This is a genomic window from Streptomyces sp. NBC_01268, assembly GCF_036240795.1.
Classification (GTDB): domain Bacteria; phylum Actinomycetota; class Actinomycetes; order Streptomycetales; family Streptomycetaceae; genus Streptomyces.
Map to the genome: position 1 here is coordinate 5,188,098 of NZ_CP108454.1, position 21,544 is coordinate 5,209,641.

Annotated in this window: 27 protein-coding genes; 15 read left to right on the forward strand and 12 right to left on the reverse strand. The window is 71.8% G+C overall.

The window, feature by feature from the left end; all coding sequences use genetic code 11:
- Positions 1–6: 6 nt before the first annotated feature.
- The 4 genes from OG309_RS23435 to OG309_RS23450 all read right to left on the reverse strand — a co-directional run bounded on the left by OG309_RS23435 (position 7) and on the right by OG309_RS23450 (position 2,725).
- The gene (locus tag OG309_RS23435; protein ID WP_329423401.1) at positions 7–897 is read right to left on the reverse strand and encodes a hypothetical protein; all 891 of its coding nucleotides are present in this window, start codon (positions 895–897) and stop codon (positions 7–9) included.
- A gap of 187 nt (positions 898–1,084) precedes the next feature.
- On the reverse strand, positions 1,085–2,248 hold the full coding sequence (locus tag OG309_RS23440) for a methyltransferase domain-containing protein (RefSeq protein ID WP_329423402.1): 1,164 nt from the start codon (positions 2,246–2,248) through the stop codon (positions 1,085–1,087).
- The gene (locus tag OG309_RS23445; protein WP_329423403.1) at positions 2,245–2,388 is read right to left on the reverse strand and encodes a hypothetical protein; all 144 of its coding nucleotides are present in this window, start codon (positions 2,386–2,388) and stop codon (positions 2,245–2,247) included. Before OG309_RS23445 ends, OG309_RS23440 begins: the two co-directional genes overlap by 4 nt.
- Before the next feature lie 79 nt (positions 2,389–2,467).
- Entirely contained in the window at positions 2,468–2,725 is a 258-nt protein-coding gene (locus OG309_RS23450; RefSeq protein ID WP_329423404.1) for a hypothetical protein, read from the reverse strand.
- Between the two features lie 110 nt (positions 2,726–2,835).
- On the opposite strand from OG309_RS23450, the gene OG309_RS23455 reads away from it, so the two are divergent.
- From OG309_RS23455 to hutH, 6 genes are all read left to right on the forward strand, one after another.
- Entirely contained in the window at positions 2,836–3,657 is an 822-nt protein-coding gene (locus tag OG309_RS23455) for a helix-turn-helix domain-containing protein (protein ID WP_329423405.1), read from the forward strand.
- Positions 3,650–3,844 carry a DUF397 domain-containing protein gene (locus OG309_RS23460; protein WP_329423406.1) on the forward strand — a complete coding sequence of 65 codons (195 nt, stop codon included), beginning with the start codon at positions 3,650–3,652 and terminating at the stop codon, positions 3,842–3,844. The genes OG309_RS23455 and OG309_RS23460 overlap by 8 nt, the downstream gene beginning before the upstream one ends.
- Before the next feature lie 99 nt (positions 3,845–3,943).
- A complete protein-coding gene (locus OG309_RS23465) occupies positions 3,944–4,390 on the forward strand; it encodes an SRPBCC domain-containing protein (protein ID WP_329423407.1) in 447 nt (148 codons plus the stop codon).
- On the forward strand, positions 4,387–4,734 hold the full coding sequence (locus OG309_RS23470) for an ArsR/SmtB family transcription factor (RefSeq protein ID WP_329423408.1): 348 nt from the start codon (positions 4,387–4,389) through the stop codon (positions 4,732–4,734). Before OG309_RS23465 ends, OG309_RS23470 begins: the two co-directional genes overlap by 4 nt.
- Positions 4,731–5,246, forward strand: a complete 516-nt coding sequence (locus OG309_RS23475; RefSeq protein WP_329423409.1) for an SRPBCC family protein — start codon at positions 4,731–4,733, stop codon at positions 5,244–5,246. The genes OG309_RS23470 and OG309_RS23475 overlap by 4 nt, the downstream gene beginning before the upstream one ends.
- A gap of 211 nt (positions 5,247–5,457) precedes the next feature.
- Positions 5,458–6,999 (forward strand): histidine ammonia-lyase, encoded by a 1,542-nt coding sequence (gene hutH, locus OG309_RS23480; RefSeq protein WP_329428510.1) that lies wholly within the window; start codon positions 5,458–5,460, stop codon positions 6,997–6,999.
- A gap of 76 nt (positions 7,000–7,075) precedes the next feature.
- On the opposite strand, the gene OG309_RS23485 is transcribed toward hutH, so the two are convergent.
- A complete protein-coding gene (locus tag OG309_RS23485; RefSeq protein WP_329423410.1) occupies positions 7,076–7,363 on the reverse strand; it encodes a hypothetical protein in 288 nt (95 codons plus the stop codon).
- A gap of 109 nt (positions 7,364–7,472) precedes the next feature.
- Between OG309_RS23485 and OG309_RS23490 the strand changes: the two genes are divergently transcribed.
- Positions 7,473–7,841, forward strand: coding sequence for a hypothetical protein (locus OG309_RS23490; RefSeq protein ID WP_329423411.1), 369 nt, complete (start codon positions 7,473–7,475; stop codon positions 7,839–7,841).
- Between the two features lie 204 nt (positions 7,842–8,045).
- Positions 8,046–9,311, forward strand: coding sequence for a L,D-transpeptidase (locus OG309_RS23495; RefSeq protein ID WP_329423412.1), 1,266 nt, complete (start codon positions 8,046–8,048; stop codon positions 9,309–9,311).
- Positions 9,312–9,403: 92 nt separating this feature from the next.
- Here OG309_RS23495 and OG309_RS23500 read toward each other — a convergent pair whose 3' ends face one another.
- A complete protein-coding gene (locus OG309_RS23500; protein ID WP_329423413.1) occupies positions 9,404–10,270 on the reverse strand; it encodes a helix-turn-helix domain-containing protein in 867 nt (288 codons plus the stop codon).
- 128 nt (positions 10,271–10,398) lie between these two features.
- On the opposite strand from OG309_RS23500, the gene OG309_RS23505 reads away from it, so the two are divergent.
- Positions 10,399–11,442 (forward strand): NAD(P)-dependent alcohol dehydrogenase, encoded by a 1,044-nt coding sequence (locus OG309_RS23505; RefSeq protein WP_329423414.1) that lies wholly within the window; start codon positions 10,399–10,401, stop codon positions 11,440–11,442.
- 78 nt (positions 11,443–11,520) lie between these two features.
- Positions 11,521–11,874 carry a DUF1330 domain-containing protein gene (locus OG309_RS23510; protein WP_329423415.1) on the forward strand — a complete coding sequence of 118 codons (354 nt, stop codon included), beginning with the start codon at positions 11,521–11,523 and terminating at the stop codon, positions 11,872–11,874.
- Between the two features lie 5 nt (positions 11,875–11,879).
- On the opposite strand, the gene OG309_RS23515 is transcribed toward OG309_RS23510, so the two are convergent.
- Positions 11,880–12,806, reverse strand: coding sequence for an RNA polymerase sigma-70 factor (locus tag OG309_RS23515; RefSeq protein ID WP_329423416.1), 927 nt, complete (start codon positions 12,804–12,806; stop codon positions 11,880–11,882).
- 169 nt (positions 12,807–12,975) lie between these two features.
- Between OG309_RS23515 and OG309_RS23520 the strand changes: the two genes are divergently transcribed.
- Complete coding sequence (locus tag OG309_RS23520) at positions 12,976–13,494, forward strand: hypothetical protein (RefSeq protein WP_329423417.1); 519 nt, start codon at positions 12,976–12,978, stop codon at positions 13,492–13,494.
- 24 nt (positions 13,495–13,518) lie between these two features.
- Here the strand turns inward: OG309_RS23520 and msrA are convergent, their stop codons facing one another.
- Positions 13,519–14,178: a peptide-methionine (S)-S-oxide reductase MsrA gene (gene msrA, locus OG309_RS23525; RefSeq protein WP_329423418.1), complete on the reverse strand. Its 660-nt coding sequence runs from the start codon at positions 14,176–14,178 to the stop codon at positions 13,519–13,521.
- A 99-nt stretch (positions 14,179–14,277) separates the two neighbouring features.
- Positions 14,278–15,384, reverse strand: a complete 1,107-nt coding sequence (locus OG309_RS23530) for a hypothetical protein (protein ID WP_329423419.1) — start codon at positions 15,382–15,384, stop codon at positions 14,278–14,280.
- A gap of 72 nt (positions 15,385–15,456) precedes the next feature.
- On the opposite strand from OG309_RS23530, the gene OG309_RS23535 reads away from it, so the two are divergent.
- On the forward strand, positions 15,457–16,611 hold the full coding sequence (locus OG309_RS23535) for a cystathionine gamma-synthase (protein WP_329423420.1): 1,155 nt from the start codon (positions 15,457–15,459) through the stop codon (positions 16,609–16,611).
- A gap of 136 nt (positions 16,612–16,747) precedes the next feature.
- On the opposite strand, the gene OG309_RS23540 is transcribed toward OG309_RS23535, so the two are convergent.
- The 3 genes from OG309_RS23540 to OG309_RS23550 are packed head-to-tail and all read right to left on the reverse strand — an operon-like array spanning position 16,748 to position 18,010.
- The gene (locus OG309_RS23540) at positions 16,748–16,999 is read right to left on the reverse strand and encodes a hypothetical protein (RefSeq protein WP_329423422.1); all 252 of its coding nucleotides are present in this window, start codon (positions 16,997–16,999) and stop codon (positions 16,748–16,750) included.
- A complete protein-coding gene (locus OG309_RS23545) occupies positions 16,996–17,451 on the reverse strand; it encodes a sigma factor-like helix-turn-helix DNA-binding protein (protein WP_329423423.1) in 456 nt (151 codons plus the stop codon). Before OG309_RS23545 ends, OG309_RS23540 begins: the two co-directional genes overlap by 4 nt.
- Before the next feature lie 31 nt (positions 17,452–17,482).
- On the reverse strand, positions 17,483–18,010 hold the full coding sequence (locus OG309_RS23550) for a MarR family winged helix-turn-helix transcriptional regulator (RefSeq protein ID WP_329423426.1): 528 nt from the start codon (positions 18,008–18,010) through the stop codon (positions 17,483–17,485).
- A 169-nt stretch (positions 18,011–18,179) separates the two neighbouring features.
- Here OG309_RS23550 and ilvA point away from each other — a divergent pair, with 169 nt between their 5' ends.
- From ilvA to OG309_RS23565, 3 genes are all read left to right on the forward strand, one after another.
- Complete coding sequence (gene ilvA / locus OG309_RS23555; protein WP_329423428.1) at positions 18,180–19,412, forward strand: threonine ammonia-lyase; 1,233 nt, start codon at positions 18,180–18,182, stop codon at positions 19,410–19,412.
- A gap of 169 nt (positions 19,413–19,581) precedes the next feature.
- Positions 19,582–20,664 carry an ATP-binding cassette domain-containing protein gene (locus OG309_RS23560; RefSeq protein WP_329423429.1) on the forward strand — a complete coding sequence of 361 codons (1,083 nt, stop codon included), beginning with the start codon at positions 19,582–19,584 and terminating at the stop codon, positions 20,662–20,664.
- A complete protein-coding gene (locus OG309_RS23565; RefSeq protein ID WP_329423431.1) occupies positions 20,661–21,530 on the forward strand; it encodes an ABC transporter permease in 870 nt (289 codons plus the stop codon). Before OG309_RS23560 ends, OG309_RS23565 begins: the two co-directional genes overlap by 4 nt.
- Positions 21,531–21,544 lie beyond the last annotated feature (14 nt).

Consider the following 21,544-nt stretch of genomic DNA (forward strand, 5'->3'; position numbering starts at 1 on the left):
CGCCCCCTACGCGGACGAACGGGCGCCGTCCGCCCGGCAGCTCCAGCACAAGGTCTCGTCCCCGACGGGCCGGAAGAGCGTCGCCTGCACGTGGTCGCCCTCGCACTCCCGCGTCCCGGCCAGCCGGGACGGCACCGGCGCCCTGGCCTCCGGTACGGGCGGTACGTCGCGCAGCAGGTAGCGGACGAGGCCGCCGGGCCGCTGCACCGGGGTTCCGGCGGCGGGCAGGCCGCGCAGGATGTGCTCGTGGACGGTGGCGGACGTGTGCCCCGCGGCCAGCCAGGCCGCGGCGAGCCGGGCCAACTCCTCCCGCATGCCGGGCGGGACGTGCCGCAGGGCGGGGGAGAGCAGCGGCAGGACGCCGACGAGGGCGCGGGCCTCCTCCGGTACGTCCGGGCCAGGAGCCCCCGGCGCGGGAGTGAGGGCGGGAGCGGGAGCGGGCGTGGGCCTCGGCGGAAGGTCGGAGGTGTTCTCCCCGTGGTCTTTTCCTGGATGACCGTCGGCGGGCCGGGTGGTCGGAGCACCGACCGCCGGAATCCGGGGACTCGGCGCGACCTGCGCGGAAGCCGGTGATCTCCCCAGCAGCTTGGCGGCCTGGGCCTCGCTCAACGGCACGTTGGAGACGAGCTGTTGCGTCAGCCACCGCCCGCCGGGCCCCTGCACCCGCCGCTCGTGGATGAACCCCTCCGCCTTCAGCTGCCGCTTCGCCCGGGTGAACGCGCATGCCCCGATCCGGGCGCGCTCGGCGCTCCGCGACAACGACTCACGCGCACCCTCGGGGAGCGAGAGCTGCCAGGTCAGGAGCCGTACGGCGTCGGAACTGAGCCGCGGATGGCGGATGAGCTCGTGCGAGAACTGGGTGAAGCCGCGAGAGGGCGCGATAAAGTTTCGGTACATCACGGTGGAGGCCAATCCACTAGTGGTGAGGCCCTCGCAGATGGTTGGCGCCATCGCGAGGGCCGATTTGCGTGAACCGTACCGCACGGAGAGTGGCGGTACGGACGCATCGAGTGAATATGCCACTTGCGGGTGAAGGTGACGTGCAGGCATCAACTACCTGCCGTGTCCGCCCCGTTGACCCGCCTCACGTCAGGGGTTCGGTTGCCCGGTCCAGCCAGGCGACCCGCGAGGTCGGCCGCACGGTCAGGCCGAACCGCTCGAATCCGGGCCGCCCTTGTCCCACCCACCAGTCGTACGCGGCCTCCGTCTCGTCCCACAGTCGACGGGGCCCGGACTGCACCACCTCGAACTCCGTGGCACCCGGCTCGTGGTCGGTCGATGCCCACGAGGTGCCGTCGGTGCCGTACGTCCACAGCGTGTACGCGCCGTCGTCGTACCGCTCGACGGTCCAGAACGCCCCCGGCACGCGCAGCCCGATCACGAACTGTTCCAGCCACCCGCCGACCTCGGCGGGCGAGAGCGCCGTCACGCTCCTGACGCCGCCCGCCGGCCACTCCTCGCCCTTGAGGTACGTGTCGTGGTCGGGGAGGTCCGGGCGTTGCTGACGGAGCCGCATGAAGGCGCTGGAGCGGGTGAAGTGTCCATGGGCGGCGCCGTCTTCGCCGACGGTGAGCCGCGCGATGGCCTCGCCGCCGTACTCCGTTCCCCAGGGGGCGACGATCAGTCCGCCGGGAGCCGTCTGTTCGATCCACGCGGGCGGGATCTCCCCGACGGAGCAGGTGGCGATGACCCGGTCGTAGGGCGCCCGGACCCCGTACCCCTGTCGTCCGTCCCCGACGATCACGGTGGGCGAGAGCCCGGCCGTTCTCAGGCGCTGGGCCGCCCCTTCGGACACCTCCGGATCGAACTCGACCGAGACCACGGCGTCCGACCCGAGCCGGTGGGAGAGCAGCCCCGCGTTCCAGCCCGTACCGGTGCCGATCTCCAGGACCTGGTGCCCGTCCTCGACGCCGAGGTCGTCGAGCATCGCGAACACCATGCTCGGCTGCGAGCTGGAACTCGACGGGCGGGTGCCGACGGCGTCCCCGGCGTGCCGGCCGTCGTCCCACTGGGTGGTGAGGGGGATGTCGGAGTACACCGCCGCGAGCCAGCCGTGCGGATCGACGGCCCGGTCCACGAGCGGGTTCTGCCGGGTGCCGTCCGCGATGCCCGGCCAGATGCGGTCGGGTACGAACAGGTCCCGGGGGACCGCCCTGAACGCGGGCAGCCAGTCGGGTCGCAACGCGCCCGAGGCGAGGAGTACGGAGGCGAGCCCCGAGGGGCCCGCCTCCTCCGTGCGCGCGCTCACTTCTTCGCGGGGCCGGAGCCGTCGGACGAGTTGCCGCCACTCGTCTCGGAGCCCCCGCCCCCGTGACCGCGTCCGCCGCTGCTGTCGTCCTGCTGGCTGCCGCCCTGACCGCTGCCGGTGCCGCCGTCGTGCTTACCCATGTCACTCCTTGAGTTGGTCGGTGTCGCTATGCCGTTCGGAGCCAGAGCGCCGCGCAGAGCGCGCCCACGGCCACCGCGGTCAGGAAGAGGGCGGCGCGGGCGATGTGCTGATGACCCGTACGGCTCCGCGCGGGATCAGGCTCTGGCGTTCCTCGGGGCTGGCCGTCCAGCACTGGTCCATCGCCACCTCCCACAGGTATCCGCTGGGCCGTACCAGGGTCAGCAGGTTGCCGTGCACGTCCCGCACCTGGCCGGTGAGGGCCCGCTGCGCGTCGGTCACGACGTCGCCGACGCGGTACCTCATGGGGGCGGGGGGTGCGTTGGTGTTCGTACGCATGGAGGGCTCACTTTCTGATGGATCTCCTCCGGGACGCCTCCACGATGGCGCGGACGCTCCTACGCTCACCAGTGGTTGAGTTCCCGAAGCGCAGGTGAGGAACGAGGCATATGCCAGGAGCGAAGGATCTGGATCCCGGGGACAGCATCGAGCAGTACCTCGGAAACCTGGTCCGCGAGGCGCGCTTAGCACTCGGGCGGGAGTGGACGCAGGCGTACGTGGCGACCAAGGCGTTCAGCAGTGGGACCAGGATTTCCGAGATCGAGCGCGGTGAGGATCCGCCGGACCGTGACCTGGCGAGGAAGCTGGAGATCGTCCTGCGTCTTCCGCCCGGTTCCCTCGTGAACCTCGTGAAGATCCTCACCGAGCAGAACGTGCGCGACTACGCGAAGACGTACATGCGACGGCAGCTCGAAGCCACCGCCATTCATGAATTCTCGATCGTGGTGCCGGGCCTGTTGCAGACGGCCGGATATGCGCGCGCGGCGATGGAGGCGGGTCTCGCGGGCGATTCGGCCCAGATCGGCGACTATGTGCGAAGGCGATTGGAGCGTCAGACGGTACTCGAACGACCCGAAGCGCCCTGGATGATGATCGTGCTCGACGAAGCCTGTCTGCGCCGTGACATGGGCGGCGCGCAGGTGATGAAGGAGCAGATCGAGCACCTGATCACGATGTCCGAACGCCCCCATGTGAACATCCAGGTGCTTCCCATTTCGGGAACACCTGTTGCTGGTTCCGTTGCGCTCCTTACGCTTCCCAAGGGTGAGCGAGGGGCGTACACAGAGGGATTCAGTACGGGTAACTACTCCGAGGATCCAGTCGAGGTGATGAGGTTTCAGCGTGTCTATGATCTGTTGCAACAGGGTGCGTTGGGCGTCCGGGCGTCCCTGGAACTGATGCGTGCTATCGCGAAGGAACACGATGACTGAGGCCTCCCCGAACTGGCACAAGAGCACCTACAGCGGCAACGACAACGACGCCTGCGTCGAGGTCGCCGACAACGCTCCCCGCGTCGTCCGCGTCCGGGACACCAAGGACCTCGCCACCGGCGAGCTCACGGCCGCGCCGGCCGCCTGGGCCGCGTTCGTCGCGTACGCGCGGACGCGCGCGGTCTGACCCTCCCCGCACGGCTTACGCAACGAATGGTTGCGCGACAGTGGTGTGCCGCATAAGCTGATGTGCAACCGATGGTTGCACTGAGGTCAGGGGTACCCCATGGAATACGGAAGCATCGAGCGCGAGCTCCGCATCGACGCCGCCCCCGAGGTGGTCTACGAGGTGATCAGCACCCCGGAGCACCTGCGTGAGTGGTGGCCCGACGAGGCCGAGCTGGAGCCGGTCGTCGGTGGTACCGGCACGATCACCTTCGGCGGGCACGGGACCGTGCCGCTCACCGTCCTGGAGGCCGATCCGCCGCGCCGGTTCGTGTTCCGGTGGGCGTACGAGGGGGAGGCGGCCACCGAGACGAACTCGTTCCTGGTGACCTTCGACCTCGTTCCGGCCGGGGACGGCACGCTGCTGCGCTTCAAGGAGACCGGGTTCCGCGAGCGCGGCTGGGAGGCCGCCGTACTGGAGGAGGCGTACACCGACCACGTCCGCGGCTGGGACCACTTCCTCCCGCGCCTCGTCTCGTACGCGGCCAAGGCGGTCGTACGGCCATGAGCACCGTCATCGACGACGACCTCTGGTCAGCGATCGGCGATCCGACCCGGCGGCGGATAGTCGACCTGCTCCTCGACGAAGGGGGCGGCACGTCGACCACGCTCAGCGAGCGGCTGCCCGTCACCCGGCAGGCCGTCGCCAAGCACCTCGGCGTGCTGGACCGCGTCGGCCTGGTGCACGGCACGCCGTCGGGGCGTGAGCGCCGCTACGAGGTGGACGAGGCCCAGCTCGCCCGCGCGGTCGCCCAGTTGTCGGCGGTCGGCGAGACCTGGGACGCCCGCCTGCGGCGGATCAAGCGGATCGCCGAGCGGATCCAGGAGCAACGAAGGGATGAGCAGCCATGACGACATCGACATCGACATCGACATCGACACCGGCATCGGCATCGGCTTCGGCGTCGGGCGGCGGCGCGCCCACCGCGCGCGGGTACTCGACGGCGTACACCGTCCCGCAGTCGCCCGAAGAGGTCTTCGCCGCCGTCACGGACGTCCGTACCTGGTGGACGGGCGTGATCGAGGGGCGCGCCGACGGGCCGGGCGCCGAGTTCACCTACCGGCACCCGCCCGAGCACTACAGCGTCCAGCGGGTCGTCGCGTACGAGCCGGGGCGCCGGGTGGTCTGGCGGGTCACCGACAGTGAGCTGTCCTTCGTCTCGGAGCCGGGCGAGTGGACCGGCAGCGAGATCGTCTTCGACATCACGCCCGTGGCCGACGGCACCGAGCTGCGGTTCACCCATGTCGGACTGGTGCCGGACGTCGAGTGCTTCGGTGCCTGCTCCACGGCCTGGACGCACTTCGTCGACGGCAGCCTGCGCAGCCTGATCACCACGGGGAAGGCCCTGCCCGAACCGTGGTGACCGGCGCTCGCGGCCGGGCGGCGCCACCGCCCGGCCGCGGGCCTCGCACCGCGCCCCCGGGCGGCCGGGGGTCTCGGGCGGCAGACTGGAGAGGCCCGGCCGGCCGGCGGCGGTGATCGCCGGAACGGTAAGGGTCCGTCCCGGACCGGGACGGTGACGGATTCCCCTAGTGACAGGTCGCTCTTCAATCCGTAGGGTGCTGAATATGGATATGCAGACTGTCGTCCTTGGGACGTCCGGCACCACCCCGCAGGACGTCATCGACGTCGCCCGCCACGGCGCGCGCGTCGAGCTGTCATCCGAGGCCGTCCAGGCGCTCGCCGCCGCGCGGGCCACCGTGGACGCGCTCGCCGCGAAGCCGGAGCCGGTCTACGGCGTCTCCACCGGGTTCGGCGCCCTCGCCACCCGGCACATCGGGCACGAGCTGCGGGCCCAGCTGCAGCGCAACATCGTGCGCTCGCACGCCGCCGGCATGGGGCCGCGGGTCGAGCGCGAGGTCGTGCGCGCGCTGATGTTCCTGCGGCTCAAGACCGTCGCCTCCGGCCACACCGGCGTCCGTCCCGAGGTCGCGCAGACCATGGCCGACGTGCTCAACGCGGGGATCACCCCCGTCGTGCACGAGTACGGCTCCCTCGGCTGTTCCGGCGACCTCGCGCCGCTCTCGCACTGCGCCCTGGCCCTCATGGGCGAGGGTGACGCCGAGGGCCCCGACGGCGTGGTCAAGCCCGCGGGCGAGCTGCTCGCCGCCGCCGGCATCGCGCCCGTCGAGCTCAAGGAGAAGGAGGGCCTCGCCCTCCTCAACGGCACCGACGGCATGCTCGGCATGCTGATCATGGCCCTCGCCGACCTCGACACCCTCTACAAGTCGGCCGACATCACCGCCGCCCTCTCCCTGGAGGCCCTCCTCGGCACCGAGAAGGTGCTGGAGCCCGAGCTGCACGCCATCCGCCCGCACCCGGGCCAGGCCGCCTCCGCCGCCAACATGCTCGCCGTGCTCAAGGGCTCCGAGCTCACCGGCCACTTCCAGAGCGGCGAGGCCCCCCGGGTCCAGGACGCCTACTCGGTGCGCTGCGCCCCGCAGGTCGCCGGCGCCGGCCGCGACACCATGGCGCACGCCCGCCTCGTCGCCGAGCGCGAGCTGGCCGCCGCCGTCGACAACCCGGTGGTCCTGGGCAACGGCGAGGTCCGCTCCAACGGCAACTTCCACGGCGCCCCCGTCGCGTACGTCCTCGACTTCCTCGCGATCGCCGCCGCGGACCTCGGATCCATCGCCGAGCGCCGCACCGACCGGCTCCTCGACAAGAACCGCTCGCACGGCCTGCCGGCCTTCCTCGCCGACGACGCCGGCGTCGACTCCGGCCTGATGATCGCCCAGTACACGCAGGCCGCCCTGGTCAGCGAGATGAAGCGGCTCGCCGTCCCGGCCTCCGCCGACTCCATCCCCTCCTCGGCGATGCAGGAGGACCACGTCTCCATGGGCTGGTCCGCGGCCCGCAAGCTGCGCACCGCGATCGGCAACCTCAACCGGATCATCGCCGTCGAGATGTACGCCGCCACCCGCGGCATCGAGCTCCGCCACGGCCTGACCCCGGCCCCCGCCTCCGTCGCCGCCATCGAGGCGCTGCGCGCCGCCGGTGTCGCCGGTCCCGGCCCGGACCGCTTCCTCGCGCCCGACCTGGCCGCCGCCGACGCCTTCGTGCGGGACGGCGCCCTCGTCGCCGCCGTCGAGCCCGTCACCGGCCCGCTCCAGTAGGCAGTAGGCAGCAGGCAGTAAGCGGAAGGGCCGCCCCGGTTTCCCGGGGGCGGCCCTTCCGTGCGTACGAGCGCCGTCAGGAGGCCCGGCCGCCCCGGCGCATCGCCAAGGTCACGAAGCCCGCCCCGACGCCCAGGAAGGCCGTCCCACCCAGGAGGTACGGCGTGGTGTCGAAGCTGCCGGTCTCCGCGAGTCTCGGGTCCTCGTCCCCGTCGGAGCCGCCTGAGATGTCGGAGACGGAGGAGCGCGCGAGGCTCCCCGGAAGCTGCTCGTCCGTGGCGTTCGCCGACGGGACGAACCACAGGGCGCAGAGGAGTGTCCCCGCGGCGGTGGCGGTGAGCAGCGGGCGTCGGGCGACGGACACGGTGTGGTGATCCCCCTTGCGGAAACCGCGAATTGGCAGGTGAGGAGATGCTAATGAACACACCGGGTCGCGCGAAAGCCGAGGCCTCCCGGCGCTCTACGCTCCGGCCATGAGCACTTCCGAGACATCACGCTATGTACGGCTTCGGGTCGACCTGGTCCTGGAGATCGACGCACCCGACGCGCTCGCCGAGGCCGCCGTCGGCCGGATCGACGGCGACGAGTTCATGCCGGAGGAGGAGCGGGCGCACGCCCGGGCCGCCGTCGCGGACGACAGCGCCGAGGCCCTCGCCTACCTCGTCGAGCCCTTCGACCTGGTCGGCACCGTCCCCGGTGTCGAGATGGTGCAGGCCTCCTGGAGCAGCGAGGAGATCGCATACGACCCCGATGCCATGGAGTGGGACCTCGACGACGAAGATGGGGGGCCGGAGGACGCCGAAGGCGCCGACGAGCACGCCGACGCGGACGACCGCGGCTGACCCCGCGCACCCCTGCTCCACAGGGCCTCGGGGCGGCAGCGTCCCGGGGCCCTGTGCCGTGAGCGGCACGGGCACGGGAACCGGACGCTCCGCCGGCGCGTGTCGAACAGAGGCGGGCAGTGGCGTTCCCCACAAATCCCCCGGTTGTGGAACCGGAGGAGCCCGCAGGGGTGTTTCAGTAGGAAGTCAGGGTAATCGGCGACGATGGAGAAGCGTGTGATGACGGACGGCAAGCGTCGTAAGAGCCTGGCGGCCGCGGCCGCGGTGCTCGGCGGCGTGCTGGTGCTCACGGCGTGCAACGACGGTGACAAGGGCGGCAGCGCCGCCGACGCCTCACAGAACGCGCAGGCCCAGGTCGACGAGGCAGCCGCGCAGAAGACCTCCAAGGCGCAGATCACCATCTCGCCGAAGAACGGTGCCCAGAACGCGTCGATCAACAACGACGCCAAGGTCACCGTCGCCGAGGGCAAGCTGACCGACGTCACCATGACGTCCGCCGAGGGTGCCAAGGTCGACGGCCAGATATCCGCCGACGGCCTCAGCTGGAAGCCGACCGGGCCGCTCAAGCGCGCCACCGTCTACAAGATCGCGGCGACCGCCCAGGACACCGCGGGTCTCGAGGCGCACGAGAACTCCTCGTTCACCACGGTCTCGCAGGCCAACAGCTTCATAGGCAACTTCACGCCGGAGGACGGCTCCGTCGTCGGCGTCGGCATGCCGGTCTCGATCAACTTCAACAAGGCGATCACCGACAAGAAGGCCGTCCAGGGCGGCATCAGCGTCTCCTCCAGCACCGGCCAGGAGGTCGTCGGCCACTGGTTCAACTCGCAGCGGCTCGACTTCCGCCCCGAGAAGTACTGGACCGAGAACTCCACCGTCACGCTGAAGCTGAACCTCGACGGCGTCGAGGGCGCGAACGGCGTCTTCGGCGTCCAGCAGAAGACGGTCACGTTCAAGATCGGGCGCAACCAGGTCTCCACGGTCGACGTGGCCGCCAAGACGATGACCGTCAAGCAGGACGGCCAGACGATCAAGACGATCCCGATCTCCGCCGGCTCCCCGGAGAACACCACCTACAACGGTGAGATGGTGATCTCCGAGAAGTTCAAGGAGACCCGGATGAACGGCGCCACCGTCGGCTTCACCGACTCCGACGGCAAGGGCGAGTACGACATCAAGGACGTGCCGCACGCCATGCGCCTGTCCACGTCGGGCACCTTCATCCACGGCAACTACTGGGGCTCCCGCTCCATCTTCGGCTCCGTGAACACCAGCCACGGCTGCGTGGGCCTCGCCGACGTCAAGGGCGCCGGCGACCCCAACCAGCAGGCCGCCTGGTTCTACGACAAGTCGATCGTCGGCGACGTCGTCATCGTCAAGAACTCCAGGGACAAGACGATCGCTCCCGACAACGGCCTCAACGGCTGGAACATGAGCTGGTCGGCGTGGAAGGCCGGCTCCGCCGTCTGACCCGCACGCGTACCAAGCGAGCGACGCGGCCCCCTCGAATCCGAGGGGGCCGCGTCGTCATGCGGGGCCGCGCGTCACGCGGGCCGCGCCGTTCACTTCCGTGCGTCGGCCCGCTCGTCCACGCCCCACTGCGCCAGCAGCCGCAGCGCGTCCGCCGACGGCGTCCCCGGCTCCGCGTGGTACGTCACGAGCATCAGGTCCGGGTCGTCGCCCGAGACCTTCAACGACTCGTACGACAGGGTCATCTCGCCCACCAGCGGATGCCGCACCCGCTTCGTCCCGTGCCCCTTGTCGGTCACCGTGTGCGCCGCCCACAGCGACCGGAACTCCTCGCTCCTGACCGACAGTTCGCCGACCAGCGCCAGCAGCTCCTGGTCGTCCGGGTGCAGCCCCGCGTACAGCCGGAGCACGCTCACCACCTCGACGGCCTTGCACTCCCAGTCGACGTACAGATCGCGCGCGTTCGGGTCGAGGAAGACCAGCCGGGCCATGTTCCGCTCGCGCGGCTCCCAGGCGGCGAAGTCGCCCATCAGGGCCCGCGCCATCCGGTTCCAGGCCAGGATGTCGCCCCGCCGCCCCAGCACGAAGGCCGGGACGCCGTCCATCGAGTCGAGCAGCTGCGTGAGGCCCGGACGCACCTTCTGCGGGCGTGCGGCGGCCGCCTTCTGCCGCTTCTTCACCGTCGGCTTCGCCAGATGCGTCAGATGGGCCCGCTCGGTGTCGCTGAGCCGCAGGGCCCGCGCGATCGAGTCGAGCACCTCCATCGACACGTTGCGGCCGTTGCCCTGCTCAAGACGGGTGTAGTACGCCACCGACACCCCGGCCAGCTGCGCCAGCTCCTCGCGCCGCAGCCCCGGCACCCGCCGGTGCCGCCCGAACTCGGGCAGTCCCACGTCCTGCGGCTTCAGCCGGGCCCGGCGGGAGCGGAGGAATTCGCTGAGTTCGGAACTGAGGTCCATACGTCCCCAGTATTCCCGCTCGGGCCCGCGGAAGCGCCGGTGTGCCTGACCCTGCCAGTGGTAGGCACGCGGGACGTAGGCAGAACAGTGGTCTGGGTGCCCTCGCCGGACTCCGGCAGGCTTGCCGCATGACCACGAACGTTTCCGCTTACGCAGCGCCCGCCGCCCACGCCCCGCTGGAGCGCACCACCGTGCCGCGCCGGGCCGTCGGCGAGCACGACGTCCTCATCGAGATCAAGTACGCCGGCATCTGCCACTCCGACATCCACCAGGCCCGCAACGGCTGGGGCGAGGGCATCTTCCCCATGGTGCCGGGCCACGAGATCGCCGGAATCGTCACCGAGGTCGGCCCCGGCGTCACCCGGCACCGGGTCGGCGACCGCGTCGGCGTGGGCTGCTTCGTCGACTCCTGCCGCACCTGCGAGTACTGCGAGCGCGGCCTGGAGCAGTACTGCGTGACCGGCGGCACCGGGACGTACAACGCCCTCGACAAGGATGGTGAGCCCACCTACGGCGGCTACTCCAGCCACATCGTCGTCGACGAGAACTACACCCTGCGCATCCCCGAGGGCATCGCCCTCGACGTCGCCGCCCCGCTGCTGTGCGCCGGCATCACCCTCTACTCGCCGCTCGCCCACTGGCAGGCCGGCCCCGGCAAGAAGGTCGCCATCGTCGGCCTCGGCGGCCTCGGCCACATGGGCGTCAAGATCGCCCACGCGCTCGGCGCCGAGGTGACGGTGCTCAGCCAGTCCCTGAAGAAGCAGGAGGACGGGCGGAAGCTGGGCGCCGACCACTTCTACGCCACCAGCGACCCGGAGACCTTCACGAAGCTGGCCGGCACCTTCGACCTGGTGATCTCCACGGTCTCCGCGCCGCTGGACTTCGACGCCTACCTGCGCCTGGTCAAGACCGACGGCGCGCTGGTCAACGTCGGCGCCCCCGAGGAGCCGGTCAAGGTCGGCCTGTTCTCCCTCATCGGCGGCCGCAAGACGCTCGCCGGCTCGATGATCGGCGGCATCGCCGAGACCCAGGAGATGCTCGACTTCTGCGCCGCGCACGGCCTGGGCTCGGAGATCGAGGTGATAGCCGCCGAGCAGATCAACGAGGCGTACGAGCGGGTCATCGCCTCCGACGTGCGCTACCGCTTCGTGATCGACGCGTCGACGATCTGACCTCCGCCCCACCGGGCCGCCGGGGCATGACGTCCGGGGTAATCGACCCCGGACGGCCTGCCCCGGCACGCTGTCCCCATGACCGCATACGCCATCGGAAACCTGCACCCGAAGCCCCTCCTCGACGAGGAGGTCCTCGCCTACATGGAGCGCATCCAGGGCACCCTGGACCCCTTCGGCGGGCGCTTCCTCGTCCACGGCCGCCCCGAGCGCGAGGTCCGCGAGGGCACGTGGCCCGGCGCCCTCGTGATCATCGGCTTCCCGACGTACGAGGACGCCCGCGGCTGGTACGACTCCGCGGCCTACCAGGCCCTGATCCCGCTGCGCGCCCGGCACATGGACGGGGACGTGCTGCTGGTCGACGGCGTGCCCGAGGGGTACGCGGCGGCCGGCACGGCGGCGCTGCTGCGGGCGTCCGCCGACCGGCCCTGAGCCGGTCAGCCCCTGGCGCCCCGCCGGACGCGCTTCGCGCGCTCGCTGAGCGCCCAGGCGTCCGCGACCGGCCCCAGGTGCCCCAGCTTGTCGGGGTTGCTCACCGAGTTGATCGACTGGATCCGTCCGTCGAGCACGTCGAGCGTCCAGGTGTTGAGGACCCTGCCCTCCCCGTCCCGGAAGACGGCGCCCGGCAGACCGTTCACCTCGTGCGGCTCCAGCGTCACGCCGACCCCCGTCAGCATCGGGAGGTACGCGCCGAGCAGGCGGGACACGTGGTCCGCCCCGACGACGGTCCTGGCCAGCTGCGGGGTCTTGCCGCCGCCGTCGCCGACCAGCTGCACGTCGGCGGAGAGCAGCTCCCGCAGCCCGTCGACCTCGCCCTCGCGGACCGCCTCGATGAACCGCGCGGCCAGCTCCTCCCGTTCCCGCCGGTCCGCCTCGAACCGGGGCCGCCCGGCGTCCATGTGGCGTCGGGCCCGCACCGCGAGCTGGCGGCACGCCGCCTCCGAACGCCCCACCGCCGAGGCGACGTCGGGGAAGCCGAACGCGAACACCTCGCGCAGCACGAACACGGCCCGCTCCAGCGGGCTGAGCCGCTCCAGGAGCAGCAGCGCCGCCATCGACACCGAGTCGGCCAGCTCGGCCGAGCGCTCGGGGTCCTCGTACGGATCGGAGAGCAGCGGCTCGGGCAGCCACGCCCCGACGTACTCCTCCCGCCGCACCCGCGCCGAGCGCAGCACGTCGATGGAGATCCGGGTGACGGTGGCCGACAGAAAGGCCTTGGTGGAGACGGGCACGGTCGACGAGCCCTCGAAGCGCAGCCAGCTGTCCTGCACCGCGTCCTCGGCCTCCCCGACACTGCCGAGGATCCGGTACGCGATGGAGAACAGCAGCGGCCGCAGCTCCTCGAACTCCTCGATCCGGCTCATGCGCGTCTCCTTCTCGTCTCCCGGGGCGTCCGCCCCACCCTCTGGGACGAGACGGCCGGCCGGAGTGTGACACGGCGGCAACCGGCGGGGCCGAAGACTGCCTGCCTCCGGCATGGAAGCGATCCGTGCCCGGGCCTACGGTCGGCGCCGACGAGGGGGAGGTGCCGCGATGACGGGGACCGGCGGGGGCGGCGGGTTGTACGCGCTGATGACAGGGGTCTGGATGACGGCCTACGGCGTGGTGGTCGCCACGGACTTCCGGGGCGCGGCACAGCGCATGGACGAGATGTCGGCGCGATCGGGGGGCGTGCGCTTCACCCGGCTCCTGGCAGGGGTGTTCGCGCTGGTGGGCCCGGTGGTCCTGACCCTGGGGGTGTCCCGGACGGTGCGGGGGGACGCGCTCACCGGTTCACCTCGGCTGCCCCTGCCGTTCCTGGCGGTCCTGCTCGCCGTCGGGGCCCTGATCACGTGGACCCATTGGCGGCCGGGCGGCCTGCTGCGTCGTGAGTGGTCCGCCGGCGGCCGGGGCCGGCGGGTCGCCGCCGTGGTGTCGACGTGCGGTGTCCTCGGCTTCGTCGCCGGTCTCGGCCTCGGGCTCCAGCTCCTCTGGGTGGCGAGCTGGTCGATCGCCGCCGGCGCGGGCCTGCTCCTGCTGGTCGCAGGCCGCGCCGGACAGCGGAGCGCCTAGGGCGTGTCCGCCCTGGGGCGGGGCCTACTCCGCGGCCGCCACCCCGATCGGGCAGGAGACGCCCGTGCCGCCGATCCCGCAGTAGCCGGCCGGGTTCTTGTCCAGGTACTGCTGGTGGTAGCCCTCGGCCGGGTAGAACGGGCGGCCCTCGGCCGGGAGGAGCTCCGTGGTGATCGTGTCGTAGCCGGAGCCGGTCAGGACCTTCTGGTAGGCCTGGCGCGAGGCCTCGGCCGTCGCGGCCTGCTCGGCGGAGTGGGTGTAGACGGCCGAGCGGTACTGGGTGCCGACGTCGTTGCCCTGGCGGAAGCCCTGGGTCGGGTTGTGCGACTCCCAGAACAGCTTCAGCAGCTGCTCGTACGTGACCTTCGCCGGGTCGAAGACCACCCGGACGACCTCGGTGTGGCCGGTGAGGCCCGAGCAGACCTCCTCGTACACCGGGTTCGGCGTCGGACCGCCCTGGTAGCCGACGAGGGTCGTGTACACGCCCTCGGTCTGCCAGAACTTGCGCTCGGCTCCCCAGAAGCAGCCCAGGCCGAAGTCCGCGACCTCCAGGCCCTCCGGGTAGGGGCCGAGGAGCGGGGTGCCGAGGACGGTGTGGCGCTCCGGGACCGCGAACTCGGGCTCCGGGCGGCCGCGCAGGGCCTGGTCGGCGGTGGGGAGGACGGGGGTGCGGGACAGGAACATGCGGCATCTCTCCTCGACGGGGGCTCTGGACACAACGCCGGGGGCCTCCGGCGGATTCCCGCCGGAGGCCCCGGAAGCGTGTGGTGCGGTGTCCTGCCCCTAGTGCGCCAGCGTCGCCGGGCTGCCGCCGTTCGACTCGTAGCCGGCCACCGCCAGGTTCCGGTACACCGTGTACTCCAGCGCCGGGTCCGTGCTCAGCGTCCACGGCAGCGCGCCCACGTAGCCGTCCACGCGCACCAGCAGGCGCATCGCCTCCTCCCAGCGCTCCGCGCGGACCAGGAAGTGCACGAGCAGATGGCGTACGTGCGCCAGCATCGGGTCGTCGGCGCGGGCCGAGTGCACCGCGTACAGGGCGCCCTCCATCGCCTTCGACACCACCGCCGTGCGGTAGTAGTCCTGCACGATCACGAGGTCCGGCTGGTGCTCGAAGACGGCGAACAGCGGCAGCGCGGCCAGCAGTGAGCCGTGCGGGGCGCGGGCCGCGGCCGTGGTCGCGAAGTGGTCCGCCTCCTGGCGCGAGCCGTGCCACTTCTCGCACCAGTAGTGCAGCGCCGCCAGATGCGCCCCCATGTGCTGCGGCGCCCGGTCGATGACCTTCGCCCACACCTGGTCGAACTGCTCGTGGGTGTCGCCGAGACCCCGCGCGACGGCCAGCTCCGAGATGTACGGCACGGGGTCGCCCGGCGCCAGCAGCGCCGCCTGGCCGCACGCGGCGCGCGCCTCCTCCAGGATGATCCGGAAGTCGTCGGTGCCGGCCGCCGAGGAGCGCCACGCCTGCTGCACCAGGAACTCCGCGTACACCTGCGCGCAGCCGGGGTCCTTGGGCGACTCGGCCCGCCAGGACCGCAGCCACGCCCCGCCGACGCCGGGCCGCTCGGCCAGTTCCAGGGAGGCGGCGCCCGCGAAGGCCTGGACCCGCTGCCAGCGCGTCTCGCCCTCCTTCGCCGTGCCCTTCAGGAGCTGCGAGGCGGCCCGCCAGTCCTGCGTCGCCTGCACGACGTCGAGCACGTCGAGGAGGTCGCGGTCGGCCCCGGGCAGCCGTACGTCCTGCTGTTCCTGCCGGAGGAAGCCGTACGCCTCCGGGTCCGCCGCGTCGGGGGCGCCGGGCGCCACCTGCCGGATGCCGCCGCCGCGCCGGCGCAGCACGTAGGGGCCCAGGACTCCGAAGAGCAGCCCGAGCGCGATCAGGAACCACAGAATCTCCATGTGTCCATTGTCCAGGACACCCGGTGAGACATACGGCGGCGGCGGGAGCTCCTCGGCACTACGCTCCTGACCATGAGCGACCAGCACTCCCACCAGAGCTTCGAGACCCGCGCCATCCACGCGGGCAACACCGCCGACCCGCTGACCGGCGCGGTCGTCCCGCCCATCTACCAGGTGTCCACCTACAAGCAGGACGGTGTGGGCGGGCTTCGCGGCGGCTACGAGTACAGCCGCAGCGCCAACCCGACCCGTACCGCCCTGGAGGAGAACCTGGCGGCGCTGGAGGGCGGCCGACGCGGCCTCGCCTTCGCCTCCGGGCTCGCCGCCGAGGACTGCCTGCTGCGCACCCTCCTCGTCCCGGGCGACCACGTGGTCATCCCCAACGACGCGTACGGCGGCACCTTCCGCCTCTTCGCGAAGGTCGTCCAGCGCTGGGGCGTGGACTTCTCCGTCGCGAACACGTCCGACGTCGAGTCGGTGCGCGCCGCGATCAACGAGCGTACGAAGCTGATCTGGGTCGAGACCCCCTCGAACCCGCTGCTCGGCATCACCGACATCGAGGCCGTCGCGGGCGTCGCCCGCCAGGCCGGCGTGAAGCTGGTCGTCGACAACACCTTCGCCTCGCCCTACCTCCAGCAGCCGCTGGCGCTCGGCGCGGACGTCGTCGTGCACTCCCTCACCAAGTACATGGGCGGCCACTCCGACGTCGTCGGCGGCGCCCTGGTGACGGCCGACGCCGAGCTCGGCGAGGAACTGGCCTACCACCAGAACGCGATGGGCGCGGTGGCCGGCCCGTTCGACTCGTGGATCGTGCTGCGCGGCATCAAGACGCTCGCCGTCCGGATGGACCGGCACAGCGAGAACGCCGCCAAGGTCGTCGAGATGCTGACCCAGCACCCGAAGGTCACCCAGGTCCTCTACCCGGGTCTGCCGGAGCACCCGGGCCACGAGATCGCGGCGAAGCAGATGCGTTCCTTCGGCGGCATGATCTCGTTCCGCGTCGAGGGCGGCGAGGAGGCGGCGGTCGAGGTCTGCAACCGCGCCAAGCTGTTCACCCTGGGCGAGTCCCTCGGCGGCGTCGAGTCGCTGATCGAGCACCCGGGCCGGATGACCCACGCCAGCGTCGCGGGCTCGGCCCTGGAGGTCCCGGCGGACCTGATCCGCCTGTCCGTCGGCATCGAGAACGTCGACGACCTGCTGGCCGACCTGCGCGAGGCGCTGGGCTAGTCGCGGACGTCACGGACGTCACGGACATCGCGTACGTCGGTACGTCGGTGCGCCGGTACGTCGCTTCCGTGGGTACGGGAGCGGGGCCGGGTTCCCTCACGGGGCCCGGCCCTTCCGCGTCCGGGCCCGCCCGCCGTCACCAGCCTTCGAGCGGTGGGGTCGTCCCGGCCGGCGGGACCTCCCAGGGGCGGACCATCGAGGCCCAGACGACGAAGGCGCAGACGGCCAGGCCGAGCAGCGTCCACCAGAGCCGCCGCATCGCCCGGGCCCGGTGCAGCAGCCGCACGCCGCGGGCCGTGGCCCGGGCGGCGAGGTCGCCCGGCACGTGCGGGCGCGTGGTCTCCAGCAGCCGGCGGACCTCGTCCTCCTTGTGCTCGTGCCGGCTCACGAGGCGGCCCGCAGCGCCGACACGGAGCGGGCGCAGACGGCCCGCACCCGCTCCTCGGGCAGGCCGAGCAGGGCCGCGGTCTGCTCCTCGGCCACTCCCTCGTACAGCCTGAGCACGACGATCAGGCGTTCCTGCGGGGTGAGCGCGGAGAGGACCCCGCCCAGGCCGCGGTGGTGCCGCCAGGCGGTGCGGGCGAAGCGGGTGGCGAGATCGGCGCGGGTGACGTCGTACGGGTCCTCGCCGCGCAGCCGGTCCCACTGGGCGTAGGTGTGGGCGAGGGCGGCCGTCAGCAGGGCCTGGGCGCGCGGGTTGCGGTGCGCGGGTTCGGTGGTGAGCAGGGTCGCGGTGTGCAGCAGCCGGCCCGCCGCCCCGGCGACGAACGCGTGGAACTCCCGGGTGCGGTAGGCGTTTTCGCCGCTGTGGCCGTTCTGGCCGGTTCTCCGCTCACGCACCTCCTCATATGAGTGCAGTGCGCGCCCGGGGTCAAGACTCCGGCGCGGACTCCGCCGGGCCGGCGGCCTCCTGGACGACCGGCAGGCCCGACTGGCGTGCCGAGAGAGCCGAGTTGAAGCGGGTCAGCAGGGTGCAGAAGGAATCCCGCTCGTCGGGCGTCCAGCCGTCGGTGACCTCGGCCATCAGCTGTCGGCGGGAGAGCCGGACCTCCTCCAGGCGGGCCTGCCCGCGCGGGGAGAGCTGGAGCACGACGGCGCGCCCGTCCTCGGGGTGGGAGGTGCGCTTGACCAGGCCGGTGTCGACGAGCGGGGCGACCTGGCGGGTGACCGTGGAGGAGTCGATGCCCATGCCGGCGGCGAGCGCCTTGACGCCCATGGGTCCCTCCTGGTCGAGCCGGTTGAGCAGCAGGTACGCGGCGCGGTCCATGGAGTTGCGGAGCTGCCCGGTACCGCCGAGCCGGGTCTGTTCGGCCCGCCGCGCGAAGACGGCCACCTGGTGCTGGAGGGCGTCGAGGAGACCGGGGTCAAGCTCAGTCGTCATGTCCTGAGATGTGGGCATGGCTGTGGGGGCTCTCTCGTGCGGTGGTCGGTTGGTGGGGGACAGAGTACGCGGACCTGCCGGGGTCCGTACCGGCGCTGCGCGATCCGGATGCGAACGGGCTCCCGGCCGGGCGGGACACGGGTTCTCCGGGCGGCCACGGACCGGCTGAACTGCGAGACTTGGTGTCATGACCTTCCGTACGCCAGACCCCTTTCAACGGCTGATCCTCGACGACGTGCGCGGCGCGCAGAAGATGCTCGCCGGGGTGGCCCGGATGACCGCTCTGGAGGGCAGCCGGCACCTGTCCGCGCTGGTCGGGGCGCCGGTGCACCTGAAGTGCGAGAACCTCCAGCGGACCGGCTCGTTCAAGCTGCGCGGCGCGTACGTGCGGATCGCGGGACTGCGGCCGGAGCAGCGGGCGGCGGGGGTGGTGGCCGCCTCGGCGGGCAACCACGCGCAGGGCGTGGCGCTGGCCTCCTCGCTGCTCGGGGTGCACGCCACGGTCTTCATGCCGGTCGGTGCCCCGCTGCCGAAGGTGGCGGCGACCCGCGAGTACGGGGCGGACGTGCGGCTGCACGGGCACCTCGTGGACGAGACGCTGGCGGCGGCCGAGGAGTACGCGCGGGAGACCGGCGCGGTCTTCATCCACCCCTTCGACCACGTCGACGTCATCGCCGGTCAGGGCACGGTCGGCCTGGAGATCCTGGAGCAGTGCCCCGAGGTCCGGACGATCCTGGTGGGCGTCGGGGGTGGCGGCCTGGTGGCCGGGATCGCCCTCGCGGTGAAGTCGCTGCGGCCCGACGTGCGGGTGATCGGCGTGCAGGCGGAGGGGGCGGCGGCCTATCCGCCCTCGCTGGCCGCGGGGCATCCGGTGGCGGTCGAGTCGCCGGTGACGATAGCGGACGGGATCCGGGTGGGGCGCCCCGGCGACGTGCCGTTCGAGATCGTCAAGGAGTACGTGGACGAGGTCCGCACCGTCTCGGAGGACGAGCTCGCCTCGGCGCTGCTGCTCTGCCTGGAGCGGGCGAAGCTGGTGGTGGAGCCGGCCGGCGCGAGCCCGGTGGCGGCGCTGCTGTCCGATCCGCGCGCGTTCGGGCGGGGGCCGGTGGTGGCGGTGCTGTCCGGCGGGAACGTGGACCCGCTCCTGATGCAGCGGGTGCTGCGGCACGGCATGGTCGCCGGCGGGCGCTATCTGAGCCTGCGGGTGAGGGTGACCGACCGGCCGGGCGCGCTCGCGACGCTGCTCGCGGTGCTGACGGTGGTGGACGCCAACGTGCTGGACGTGGGCCATGTGCGGACCGACCCGCGGCTGGGGCTCACGGAGGTCGAGGTCGAGTTGCACCTGGAGACGAAGGGCCCGGAGCACTGCGTGGAGGTGGAGGCGGCGCTGCGGGAGGCGGGGTACACGGTGCTGGCGTAGGTGCGGCGGGCAGGGGCGGGGCGGGGCTCTCGCGCGAACGGTTGTGTATCGCGATGTATCGCGTTAGCGTGTGGCCCGGGTCACATATTCGCTGGGCGCTGCCCGCCCCGCGTCTCTAGACTTGGACGGAAACGCTCGAATCCCGCCAAAACTCGCTGGGAGAACCCACATGCCAGGCGCGATCCACGCCGAGGGTCTGGTGAAGACCTTCGGCGACGTACGAGCTCTCGACGGAGTGGACCTCGACGTCCCCGAAGGCACCGTCCTCGGCCTCCTCGGGCCGAACGGCGCGGGGAAGACCACCGCCGTGCGCGTGCTCACCACGCTCCTCCAGCCCGACAGCGGCACCGCCTCCGTCGCCGGGGTCGACGTGCTCAAGCACCCCAACGAGGTCCGCCGTTCCATCGGCCTCTCCGGCCAGTTCGCCGCGGTCGACGAGTACCTGACGGGCCGTGAGAACCTCCAGATGGTCGGTCAGCTCTACCAGATGACCTCCAAGGCCGCGAAGGTCCGGGCCGGCGAGCTCCTGGAGCGCTTCAACCTCGCCGACGCCGCCGACCGCACCGCCAAGACGTACTCCGGCGGCATGCGCAGGCGCCTGGACCTGGCCGCCGCCCTGGTCGTCTCCCCGCCCGTCATGTTCATGGACGAGCCGACCACCGGCCTCGACCCCCGTAACCGGCAGGCCCTGTGGGAGGTCATCCAGGAACTCGTCGCCGGCGGCACGACCCTCCTGCTCACCACGCAGTACCTGGAGGAGGCCGACCACCTCGCGGACGACATCTGCGTCATCGACCACGGCAAGGTCATCGCCCGCGGCACCTCCGACCAGCTCAAGGCCCAGACCGGCGGCGAGCGCGTCGAAGTCGTCGTCCACGCGCGCGAGATGATCCCGCGGGCCCGCGAGGTCCTCGCACGCTACGGCCTGGCGGGCGTCGGCCACGGCGAGATCTCCGTGCAGGAGCACACCCGCAAGCTGACCGTCCCGGTCGCCGGCGGAGCCAAGCTGCTCGCCGAGGTCATCCGCGACCTGGACGCCGTCGGCGTCGAGATCGACGACATCGGCCTGCGCCGCCCCACCCTCGACGACGTCTTCCTCTCCCTCACCGGCCACACGGCCGAGCGGGCCGAGGGCGAGAACGGCGAGAACGGCGAGAACGGCGAGGCCGGCGGCCCCGGAGGCCAGGGCAAGGGTCAGCGGGGCGCGGGCGACCGCGACGAGCGCGCCAAGGTGACGGAGGCGGCCAAGTGACCACGCTGACCGACGCCGCCCCCACCCCCACCCCCGCCCCCAGACCGCGCGGGGGAGTGGCCCAGTCGTTCCACGACTCGCTGGTCGTCACCAAGCGCAATCTGATCCGGATGATGCGCATCCCCGAGATGATCATCTTCGGTCTGATCCAGCCGGTGATGTTCGTGATCCTCTTCACGTACGTCTTCGGCGGCTCCATGCAGATCGGCGACACCACCGACCCGGACGTCTACAAGAACTTCCTGATGGCGGGCATCTTCGCCCAGACGGTCACCTTCGCCACGGCCGGCGCGGGCGCGGGCATCGCCGACGACATGCACAAGGGCCTCATCGACCGCTTCCGCTCCCTTCCCATGGCCCGGGGCGCGGTGCTCACCGGCCGCACCCTCGCCGACCTGGTGCAGACGGCGCTGACCCTGCTCGTCCTCGCGATCGTCGCCCTGATCATCGGCTGGCGCCCGGGGTACGCGGCACCGACCAACTTCCTGAAGGTCATGGCCGGTTTCGGCCTGCTGCTCCTCCTCGGCTACGCCTTCACCTGGATCGGGGCCCTGATCGGCCTGTCCGTGCGCACCCCGGAGGCGGCGACCTCCGGCGGACTGATCTGGCTCTTCCCGGTGACCTTCATCTCCAACGCCTTCGTGGACTCCAGCAAGCTGCCCGGCTGGCTCCAGCCCATCGCGGAGTGGAACCCGTTCAGCGCCACCGTGCAGGCCTGCCGCAAGCTGTTCGGCGATCCGGGCCTCTCCCCGTCCGACGCCTGGCCCATGCAGTACCCGGTGTGGGCGTCGCTGATCTACTCGATCCTCATCGTCGTCATCTTCCGGACGCTGTCCGTGCGGAAGTACCGGTCGGCGGCGGTGTGAGCACGGGCGGGCCG